Below are 11,119 nucleotides of genomic sequence, written 5' to 3'. Positions count from 1 at the left end.
AAAAATTGTGGGTGCTCATTTTTTTCTTTATGATGGTTCTATTCCTATCATTTATCGGGGTTTAGTTTCTGATTGGAAAGCTACCATTTGGGTCACCAAAAAACCTTACTTTACTACATTACAGCCAATTGATTCTACTCTTTGTGTATTTAGAGGACAGCAATTAGGTACTTACGAAAATATATTGGGTACCATAGCTTTAGATGATTCTTTAAAAATTAGAAAGCAAAAGCACTTATTACAAAAACAAATAGACGGTATTTTTGACACGGACGGAACCCTGACTTACAGTGAGGGTTTAAAGAAAATCGTTTACACGTATTTCTATCGAAATCAATTTATTGTAGCCGATACAGCTTTGCAACTTGTCCATCTAGTTACGACTATTGATACCACTACCAAAGCTAAATTAAAAGTAGTCAGAGTCAAAAAATCAGGGGATAGTAAACTTGCAGCTCCGCCTTATACTGTTAATTTAAGAAGTGCTGCCTTTAATCAACTTTTGTTTAATCAATCAGGGCTTCGTGGTCGTTATGAAAGTAAAAAAAATTGGAACTATGCCTCCATAATAGATGTTTATGATATTACCAATAAAATATATTTATTCAGTTTCTACATCTACCACGAAAATAAAATGAAAATGAGTGATTTATTGATAACTGAAAAGGCCTTGTATGCAATAGTAGGACATCAAATTGTCAAATATACTTTTGGAGCCTCAATGTTAACTCAACTAAAAAAATAAAATTAAAGATATACTGGCCAGTATCAGGGGTAAGATCGAAAACCTGTAGAAAAGAGTAGATCGAAATAATAATTATTAATTTTTTTATTATGAAAACAGATTTTTTAAAATTGATTGTGCTTCCAATGGTAGCATTCTCATTGGCTAGTGCTACTGCTGTAACTACTAGCACAGCAAAAGAAAGCCAAACGGCTACTGCAATTATTAATGGTTATATCCATTCACCACTCCCTTCCAGTTGTAAACTGGTAAACGTAGATTGCGATGTTACTGGAAATGCTTTTTGTATGAGTGGTTCTTCACAAGTATACGATAAAGATAGTGAAACGACCTGTTCTACGCCGCTTTTTAGAACTGTTAATCCGTAGATTAACGAATAAGTGCAGTTTATTCAAACTGCACTTATTTTTTTATTCCTTTAAATATTGGTCAAACCAATCTGTAATTCGTTTTGTAAGGTCCATTTTATTCTCCTTGATTACAATTACATGCTGGTCTTTTGGATATACCAATAAAACATTCTTTTTCTTGGCTCTCCTCAATGCATTATAAAAAAGTAAACTCTGTTCGTAGGGTAAATTAGTCTCCATTTTACCCACCCAAGACAGCAATGGTGTAATAACATTATCTGCATAAAGTATTGGTGAATTTTTTAGGTACAACTCTTTTTCTTCAAAAATAGATTTTCCTATTCTCCATTGTTGCGATTCACTTCGCCATAATTCTGGGATATTGAGGCTTTTTGAGTTACTAAAATACCAACTTACCATGTCTGAAATTGCTGCACCCGATACTGCAGCCGCGAAAATTTTCGATTTTGTAATGATGTAATTTGTTTCATAACCTCCAAAAGAATGCCCTATTAAACCAATATGCTTGGCGTCAATCATTCCTGTTTTTACAACGGCATTGTTTGCAGCAACAACACAATCCAGTGCACTATTGCCGGTTTCTCCTTCATAATATTTCACATCAGGCATTAGTACAAAATAATTCTGCTGCACAAAATGTTTCACATTAAAACCGGTATTGTTGTATAAAGTAGGAATGCAATATTCATGCAATGAGTTAGTGATTTGCGAGTACACATTGATTATCATCGGATATTTTTTGCCTACTTCATAATTTACCGGATAATATAATAATCCTTGCAGTTTGTCTCCTTTTGAATTTGAAAATGAAATTAGTTCTACCTTTCCTTGATTAAAGTTTTTATCATGGGTATTACTTTCAAACAGAACCTTATTTACACCATTTTTAAATGATACAATTATGGGAGACTCATTATGCGATTGTTCTCGATAGACATAGACTTCATTATTGGCTCTACGCAATTCATCTGATTTTGTATCATTGTTTGCTACTGGAATTAAAGTGTTGGATGTAGAAACTAATTTGAATTGTTGTGCTTTGGTTGTTGCATTTCTTGATGACACGATTAAATCATTAGCTGAATTAATTTCAGTTAGTGCCCAACCATTATAATTATCATTTCCAATTTGCTTGATGTTCGAACCATCTACAGTGAAGTAAGTACCGCTTTCTCGTCCGTTTGTAATGCGTTTTAGTTTACTTGTTTTGATGTGAAATTGATAGACATCGAATTCATCTTGTAGTAAAAGGTATTCTCCATCATTACTCCATCCTTTCATTCCAAAAACATGTGGTCTTGTTATGTACTTTAAATCATTTGAAACCCATTCGGAACCTGCAGGTGCCACAATCGATGCTGTAGATTGTGTTTTTATATTGTACAGCCACCAATTTTTATCTTTAAAATAGCATATGTACGCTCCATTTGGAGAAAAAGACAATAAGTAATTTTCGCCAGGTTGCTTTTCTAAAAATAGCTTTTTGGTGCCATCAGCCAGATTGTACAAGAAATAGTCAACCTCACCATAGCGTTTAAAATGAGGTGCATATGCAGTTGGATTGTAAAGTAAAGCAACTGATTTACTGCCGTTAAGCTGGACAAAAGGGAGTTCTTTACTTGTAATCGTATTCCAGCGCTTTTCTTCGAAAAACCAGACCGATAAAGTAGAATATCCTTCTAAATTTTCCCTACTTGCTTTTGGATAAATCCATAAATCTTCCGTATCCCAAACCTCAACTTCGTCTTTTTTTGGTGTTGCCTCTTCTCTGACTTTCGCGATTCCAAAAAACACTCTTTTACCATCACTTGAAATTTTGAAAGATTTTGCGGTAACAATTTCATGCTTTTCCGGAAAATTTAAGAATGATTTTGGTTCAAAGGTTTGAATACTTTTATCTTGGGTTTTGAAGAAATTCAGTTTTGTATATTTCCCGTTGATGCCCTCTTCGAGCCAAAAAACACCTTTTCCATATTCTGCTACTGTCAGACCAGATAATTTGTGTGGCGTTGTGTAATATTCTGTTTTTTGGTTTGTCCTAAGATTTATTGTTCCAAAACTACTTTTCCCATCATGGCTATTGAAATAAAACAGGATATTATTAAGCTGGTCTAATTGGTATTCTGCTACATTTGGAACACGGATGATTTCTTTATTTTTGATGGTCCTTACTATCAATTCCCCTTCATTGGAATAGCTCACAATAATTTTTCCGCTGTTGGCAAATTCAAAAGCAGCACTATTCGATATAACAGTACTTTCACTATTTTCTAAGTTGGTTACTATTACTTTTTCTCCTTGAAAGGCACCAAATGCAATTTCACCGCCAAATTTGCCCTGTGTTCCAAGTGGAAAACTAAATCCAATATTTTTCTGCGTATGTTTTACAAAGAGTGTATCTGAACCATTGCTGTACTGCATATCAAATGATATCCAGTTTCCCTTTTGGGAAATAGCTCTGTTTTCTAATTTGCCCCACCTTTCATACTCTGCTTCAGCAATATTCTTTTTGGAATTATCCTGCCCGTAAATAGAGCAGGATATTACTATCCAAAATGACAAAATTGTTTTTTTACAAGAATAACAGAAAGAGGGATTACTATTGTTTTTTAATAGCTTCATAACTTTAATAACCTGTGTTTTGTGGTTGTAAATTAGGATTTGCATTCAATTCCAGCTCTGGGATAGGCCACAAAATATCTGAACTGTTCCAGCCAGGTTTTGAAACAGATAATACTTCATCAGCTGTTCCATTGCGCTTTAAATCAAAAAAGCGATGGCCATGTTCCGTAAAAAACTCAAATCTTCTTTGTTTTTGAATTTCAGACAAAATTTCAGTGGCGATAGATGATGTAATTATTGGTAAACCTGCGGTTGTTCTTATTTTATTTAAATCCTCTTTTGCGCCCGCTAAATCGCCTTGTTTTGCTCTTGCCTCTGCTCTAATTAAATATTGTTCTGCTAAGCGCAACACAATAGAATATTCCTGCGAACTTGTTGTTGCGGTGCGCAGTTTGTATTTATTGGGATGATACCAAGTATTCAGTCCCGTGGTAACTGACTTTGTCCAATTCACTTTGCGTTGGTCGCCTGTTTCAAATGCATTCATAAAATCGGTACGAAGCGCACAAACTGGTGGCGGTCCTGATACGAAAATAAAAGTTGTACCTTCATTACTGTTTCGTACCGCAGTTGCTGATGCTAATTGCCAAATAGTAGTTTTACTATTTCTTAGAAAAATTTTGTTTAAATCCGTTTCCCAAGCATAAAGCGGACTATTAATAACAGTAGTTGCTTCATTTGCTGCTTCTGTATTTTTATTCATATATAAATATACTCTGGCCAGCATGGCTTTGGCCACCATTTTATTGGGTTTGGCACGATCCGAAGAACTATAATTTTCAGGCAATCTGGTAGTGGCACTTTCTAAATCCTTCGCGATTGCGATATATACTTCATCAGCAGAACTGCGCGTAACTTTTCTATTAATTTCATAATTGGTTCCTGTAATATAGGGGATGCTACCATAAATTTGCAACAGATAAAAATGTACTAGAGCACGAACGAATAGTGCTTCACCCGACACTCTGTTTTTAACCGCAATAGGTAAATCACTCGCATTCTCAACACCTTGAATAATCGAATTTACGTTATATATTTGACTATAGCTTGAAGTCCAAAGTGACGCCACAGTAGCATTGTCAGCTGTAAGCGCATTGTTGTAAATAGGTAGGGAAATTGTAGAGTTGGTATAATCTTGTAATTCATCAGCGTACAATCCCATTCTAACAGATGCACCAGTAGGTAATCCAGATAGAATGCCGCCGTCACGAAGTTGTGCATAGATTTGTGCCATTGCTGCATTTGCTGTCAATTCACTTTCAAAAACTGTAGTTCCTGTAAGCTGAGAATTCGGTAATGGAACCTCCACAAAATCACTACAGGAACTTGAAGACAGTATCAGTGCCAAAACCAAAAGAATGCGATACAGCTGGAATGGCTTTGTTAGTACCGTTATAAATTGTAAATTTTTCATATTACTATTTTTTTGAGGATTAAAAGTTTAATGTCATTCCGCCACTGATCACTTTTAGCGGAGGGAGGAATCCTGAGAACTTAAACTCGGGATCACCTGCATTGTAGGATGTAAATGTCAGTAGGTTTTGACCTTGAATAAAAAGTTTGCATGTTACATTAGTGGTCGCTTGTAACGGAATATCATAGGAAAGTGAAATATTTTTTAGTCTGATAAAAGAGCCGTCTGTAATTACAGCATCACTTTCTATGTACCTATAATACGTGCTTACTGCTGCACCATTTAGTCCTGTAGTGTGCAGTTGCGAACTGCTTTGATCCCCAATTTGCTGCCACGCATCACCACTAGTGTTGCTTTGGTTTACTTGACCACCTCCCGGAACATTTGAAATGTAATCGTAATTGTCTCTTTTTACGAACTGCAATAAAAAATCCAATTGCCAATTTTTATAGTCCAATTGGTTTTGGATGCCTCCAAAATATTTAGGAGATAAGTCCTTGATAATTTGCTTATCGCCTGCTGTTATGCTTCCATCCCCATTTATATCTTCAAAATCGTATAATCCTGTTTGTGGATTAACACCTTTGCTTTGGTATAATTTTACAATATCAATGGATTGTCCAATCACATACCGATTTGCAAAAGTGGAACCTGAAAGATTCGGGAAAGAAAGTAGTTTATTTTTTGCAACGGCCACATTGAAGTTCGTTGACCATTTAAAAGAGTTTAAATCAATATTTAGGGTTCTAACGGAAAATTCAAAACCTGAATTTTCAACGGTAGCATCAAGATTCGCATTCAATGACAAGAAACCTGTTGTAGCTGGCATAGGAATACCCACCAATTGATCCGACGAACGATTCCTATAAAATGCTAATGTGCTAGAAATTCTGTCTTTAAAAAAACCAGTTTCTAAAGCTAATTCTAGTTTACGATTGGTTTCCCATCCAAAGTTGGCATTATAAAGTCGTGTAGGTTGTAACCCAATTATGCCCTGATAATTTGTACCAGTTGTACCGTAGGTATCATAAAATTGATAATCTCCAATTTGATCATTGCCTGTAGTTCCATAACTAAAACGGAGTTTTCCAAAACTCATTTTACTATTTTCTGGATTGAAATTTTCTTTGCTAAAAATCCATGCAGCACCAATCGCACCAAAATTAGCATATTGTTTGCCTGGTCCAAATCGGCTGGAACCATCCCGACGACCTGTAAAGTTTAAAAAGTATTTTTCGTTGTAACTGTAATTGATGCGACCAAAAAAAGCTTGATAACGGTATAAAAAGATATCGCTATTGGTTGTATTTTTTATAATTGCAGAGGCTAGGTTGTTAATCAGATTGTTGTTTGCAAAACCAATACCCGATTGGAATAGTCGTTCTGTACGTTGCTGCTGACTTGTCGTCCCCAGTAGTACATCAAATTTGTGGTTACCAAAATTTTTGAAACCTCTTAGTTGTGGCTCTATAATCCATGATTGTCTGCTGGTAAGGTTTAAGTGCATTATGGAATTGTCACTCCCAACTTCGTAAACGGGATTGTAAATGGTGGATGGTATCGTCCGAACTTCCTTGGTTTTTAAATCGGTGAAACCAAAGTTTGATTTTATTTCTAAACCTGGAATTAGTTCATAAGACAACACGCTGTTGGCCACCAAGTCATTAGTATTTGCACGGTAGGTACTTTTTAGTGGTGCCAAAGGATTTTCAAAGGTATCATTTTCCCAATTCAGATTTCCATTTGAATCGTACAATGCGGGAGCGTTTGGTGCCAAATAACGCGCTGTTAATGTCAAATCTGTGGCTGCTTGTAAATTATCTTGTGCCGTGTAATTTCCCGAAAAAGAGATTTTGAATTTCTTATCTAAAGAAGTGTGGTTTATTGAGCTAAGAATCCCTCCTTTAATGTACCTGAAATCTCCCGGAAGGACTGTTCCCTCGGTTCTGTAGTTCCCACTAATCAAGAATTGTGTTGTTTCACTACCACCAAAGATACTGGCTCTAAAGTCATTAATTGTTGCTGAACCACCTAATAATTCCTCTTGCCAATTGGTATATTGAGTTTGATCCCAAGTCCCATTTACATCATAATCAGTATCCGATATTGGAATTCCATCATTGATAAATGCTTGTTTACGCATCGACAGATACTGCTCCGTATTCATCAGATCTACAAATTTAGTCGCTGTACCAACGGCTGTTGAGGCAGTTACTGAAATGTTAGTTTTACCTGACTTTCCTTTTTTTCGAGTAATTAAGACCACACCGTTTGCACCTCTTGACCCGTAAATTGCCGTCGCATCGGCATCTTTTAATACTTCGATGCTTTCTATATCATTGGGATTAATACTGTTCAGCGGGCTGGCTTGGCTTGGTAATGCCGTTGATGTGTTCGCACTTCCTATGGACTCGTTAGAATAGGGAACTCCATCAATAATGTATAATGGTTCATTTCCATCAAGACGAATGCTGTTGCGACCTCTAATTTTAATTTGGAAACCACCGCCGGGAGTTCCCCCATCTTGAATGATATTGACACCTGCCATTCTTCCTTGCATTGCGGCTAATACATTTGTAACAGGTTGCTTGTCGATGTCTTTTGCAGTAATTCTTGCAATGCTACCCGTTTGCTCTTTTTCTTTAATAGAGTAATATCCGGCATTTATTATGATTTCTTTTAAAGTCGTTGCATCTTCAGTCAATTTTATATTGATAGTTGCTTGATTTGCAACTACTATTTGCATCGTTTTATAGCCTAGATAGGAAAAAACCAAAACATCATTCTCCGCTGCTAGTATGGTGTAATTTCCATTTTCATCAGAAAATGTTGTTGTTGGCTTGTCGTTAACCTCGATGGTTACACCGGGAACTGTGCCGGTATCATCGGTAATCTTACCTTTGATAGATCGTGTTTGCGCATTTAATCCTGTTATGAAGCACAGGAAAAGGATGCAATACAGTTTGGACAGTTGTGTAGTTGTCCAAAACTTCAAAAATGATTTTTTTTTCATACTTTTGAATTGGTTTAGTTAGACTTCGGTTTAGTTTGCTTTGGTCCTCTATTCGTCCGCCAAGAAGAGTTAGAGGGCCTTTTTTTTCTGATTAGCCTCGAAAGTGCTTAGGCATAGATTTTATTTTTATTAAGTCATAGACGTTATCTGTATTTTATTAGGTGTTGTCACATCTAAGCAAGCTGTGTGATGTGAAAATAAATAGTTATTTTTCTTAGTTATTGCTGTTTATATAAAAGCATCGGAACCAGTAAGCCAACAAATTATCAGTGTAATTAAAGCTAGAATTAAAGTAACTTTTATAGTTTTATAGTATTTCATCTTTTCGTTGTTGTTTGCTGTTTTTCAATTTATTATTTCGATTTGCGCTATTGCTGATAGCGAAGATCTTGAGAGCACTCTTTTTTTGGGTGCAAAGGCTTTTGAATTTATGTTGTTTTTTTTAGGAAAGTACACTGCCGTTGCCAGTTGCAGCCCAACTCAGGCAGTGCGTTTCCAAACTAACTAATTCAATAAATTCATTGATTTACGATACTGTAAAAAAGAAGATTTGCTAAGAATAAAAGGGAGTAACTTTTGCGCATAAAAAATGGCATGGAACTCAGCTTACTGCGCCGAAGGTACTGGTATACCGTGCAACAATAAGTGAGCCCACGCCATGGGACGTGAGCATCTAACTTATCATCTCGTTGCTTAAAGTACCAGTTTTTCGACGCGAGATTCAAAGCGAATGCTTCAAATATTTTATATGAAGAATCGCAAAATTACATTTAATATGCAATTATATTACAAACATAATAAAAAAAATAACACGGTATGATATATCATACCATTTATTTCGTAAATAAGAATGAATTTTAGCAAAAGCTAATAAAAACGATGTGACTGAAAAAGAAAAATTAGGAGAGGAAATGAGAAAACTCCGTGAAAAAATACCAAGCTCAGACTATAATAATGGAAATATTTCTCAGCAAGAACTTGCTGATAAAAATATTGGTTTAACAAAACATTTAATTGGTACAATTGAAAGAGGTAGCGCTAATCCTACGTTAGAAAAATTAATTTTTCTTGGAAAAGCACTAAATCTCAAAACTATCAATATCTTAAACGTAGATATTAATATAGACAAGTTTATCAAAGAGAATGCAAAACGGAAGTAAAATAATTAAACACTGACAGAGAACTGTAACGGATAAAAAAAATGATATAAAAAGATGCTTAATGGCATCTTTTTTTATTGCCTATTTGGAAAACTATAAAGAATTTTAGAAAGGGTTTTGTATGTTAGTTATTGCATGTAAATTATCGAAATGAAATTTCAGCAATTAACCAAAAAGGATTCAACAAATAAAAAGTCCATTTGATGATTTGTAAGATAATAATTAAAATGTATATTTGAATGTAATACGCTACTTAGTAGCGCATGTATACAAGTTGTGTGTTATTTAAGCGCAGACTCAAGAATCCAAGACAATTCTCAAATTTAATATATTTGTCAATAAACAGTAAATAAAAAATACGTTTTACAAAAATTTTTATAAAAAAATGAAAAAATATATTTTCCTATTATTGATTATAACTTTTGGTCTGTTTGGCCAAAATGATACTAAAATTATACCAACAAAAAAAACATCACTTTCAGAAAGTTTCCATAAAGAATATAATCCTATTGATGAAGAAAAACAGAAATTTAAAAAATTTAAAAAAGAAATAAAGTATAATAATACAGAAGATTATTTAGAGAAAATTAGAACCTACTCAAAAGATTCTTTAAAAACTCTAGCAATAAAACTTCTAAGTGTAAAGGAATTAAATGAAAAAAAATTACTTCAAAAAGATATTTCACTAAATTCAGAATATTATATTCGTTTGCTTGATGAACTAAAATCTAGTGAAATAAATAATCTTGAATATTTTTTCCTAGAAAGAGAATTGAATACTTATAATTTGATTAATATAAAAAAGAAACAAACTTTAAGCATAATTGTAAATTTCATCTTTGGAATAATAATAGTAATTCTCATCTATAATATTTACTCAATTAAATCTAAAAAGAGATTAACAATTATTGAAGAACTTAGTAATCAAGAAACAAAGATAAAAAAACACATAATAGACGGTAAAAGCAATAAAGAAATTGCAGAAGAACTATTTATTAGTTTAAACACCGTTAAAACGCATATTACCAACATTTACAATAAGTTAAATGTTTCAAATAGAAAAGAGTTAATTAGTAAATTTCAAAAATAGTACCAGTACTAGTACTTAAATCATACAAAAAAAAGCACTTTGACGAGTGTTTTTTTTTTTCTTTGCGGAAGTATTAATTAAAAACCCTAACAAAATAAAATGCTTAAAAAATTTTATTCTTCCGCATTGTTCTTCTACTGCTTAATAGGATTTTCGCAAAATAATCTTACTTTAAAGATAGAAATTACGAGTTCAAAAAATGAAATTATAAATGAAGGTAATGCCTACTTATTTAATTCAGAAACTAATCAATTAATTAAAATAGAATCAATAGTAGATAGCCATTTCCTTTTTACTTCGTTAAATGAAGGAAATTATAATATTCAAATTAAATGCGAAGATTTTGACGATATTGATCAAAAAATTACTTTAAATCAAAATTTAAACCTAAAATTAGTTTTATCAAAAATCAGTTTTACTGAATTAAACGAAATTGTATTGAAAAGCAAAAAAAATATTTTCACTAATACAAACGGAAATATAAAAGTAGATATTGCTTCTTCTATTTTTAAAACGGTTCCAAATCCAATGGATTTGCTATCCAAACTGCCAGGTATACAAATAAGTGGCGACAAGGAGAGCATATCAATTGTTGGAAAAGGAAATGCTTTAATTTATATAGACAATCAAAAGATTGGAATAAATGATCTTAACGCTTTATCAGTTGAGGATATTAAAACTATAGAAATCATAAAAAATCCTTC

General features: G+C 33.6%; 7 protein-coding genes and 1 pseudogene. 5 read left to right on the top strand and 3 right to left on the bottom strand.

Annotation, left to right across the window (positions count from 1 at the left end; translation table 11 throughout):
* Positions 1–745 (top strand): annotated as a pseudogene (locus AC061C_RS14580) (MauE/DoxX family redox-associated membrane protein); the annotation flags it as partial.
* 89 nt (positions 746–834) lie between these two features.
* Positions 835–1,113: a DUF6520 family protein gene (locus AC061C_RS14575; RefSeq protein ID WP_478291784.1), complete on the top strand. Its 279-nt coding sequence runs from the start codon at positions 835–837 to the stop codon at positions 1,111–1,113.
* Between the two features lie 42 nt (positions 1,114–1,155).
* Here AC061C_RS14575 and AC061C_RS14570 read toward each other — a convergent pair whose 3' ends face one another.
* The 3 genes from AC061C_RS14570 to AC061C_RS14560 form a co-directional block, all read right to left on the bottom strand.
* Positions 1,156–3,678 carry a S9 family peptidase gene (locus tag AC061C_RS14570; protein WP_478291783.1) on the bottom strand — a complete coding sequence of 841 codons (2,523 nt, stop codon included), beginning with the start codon at positions 3,676–3,678 and terminating at the stop codon, positions 1,156–1,158.
* 64 nt (positions 3,679–3,742) lie between these two features.
* Positions 3,743–5,152 (bottom strand): RagB/SusD family nutrient uptake outer membrane protein, encoded by a 1,410-nt coding sequence (locus AC061C_RS14565; RefSeq protein ID WP_478291782.1) that lies wholly within the window; start codon positions 5,150–5,152, stop codon positions 3,743–3,745.
* Positions 5,153–5,171: 19 nt separating this feature from the next.
* Complete coding sequence (locus AC061C_RS14560; RefSeq protein ID WP_478291781.1) at positions 5,172–8,165, bottom strand: SusC/RagA family TonB-linked outer membrane protein; 2,994 nt, start codon at positions 8,163–8,165, stop codon at positions 5,172–5,174.
* Positions 8,166–9,046: 881 nt separating this feature from the next.
* On the opposite strand from AC061C_RS14560, the gene AC061C_RS14555 reads away from it, so the two are divergent.
* From AC061C_RS14555 to AC061C_RS14545, 3 genes are all read left to right on the top strand, one after another.
* On the top strand, positions 9,047–9,325 hold the full coding sequence (locus AC061C_RS14555) for a helix-turn-helix domain-containing protein (RefSeq protein WP_478291780.1): 279 nt from the start codon (positions 9,047–9,049) through the stop codon (positions 9,323–9,325).
* A gap of 385 nt (positions 9,326–9,710) precedes the next feature.
* Entirely contained in the window at positions 9,711–10,415 is a 705-nt protein-coding gene (locus AC061C_RS14550) for a response regulator transcription factor (RefSeq protein ID WP_478291779.1), read from the top strand.
* Between the two features lie 99 nt (positions 10,416–10,514).
* A partial coding sequence (locus tag AC061C_RS14545; protein WP_478291778.1) for a TonB-dependent receptor plug domain-containing protein occupies positions 10,515–11,119 on the top strand: 605 nt, incomplete at its 3' end.

This window comes from Flavobacterium sp. GNP010, assembly GCF_056428945.1.
This window is presented reverse-complemented; position numbering and strand designations above follow the sequence as displayed.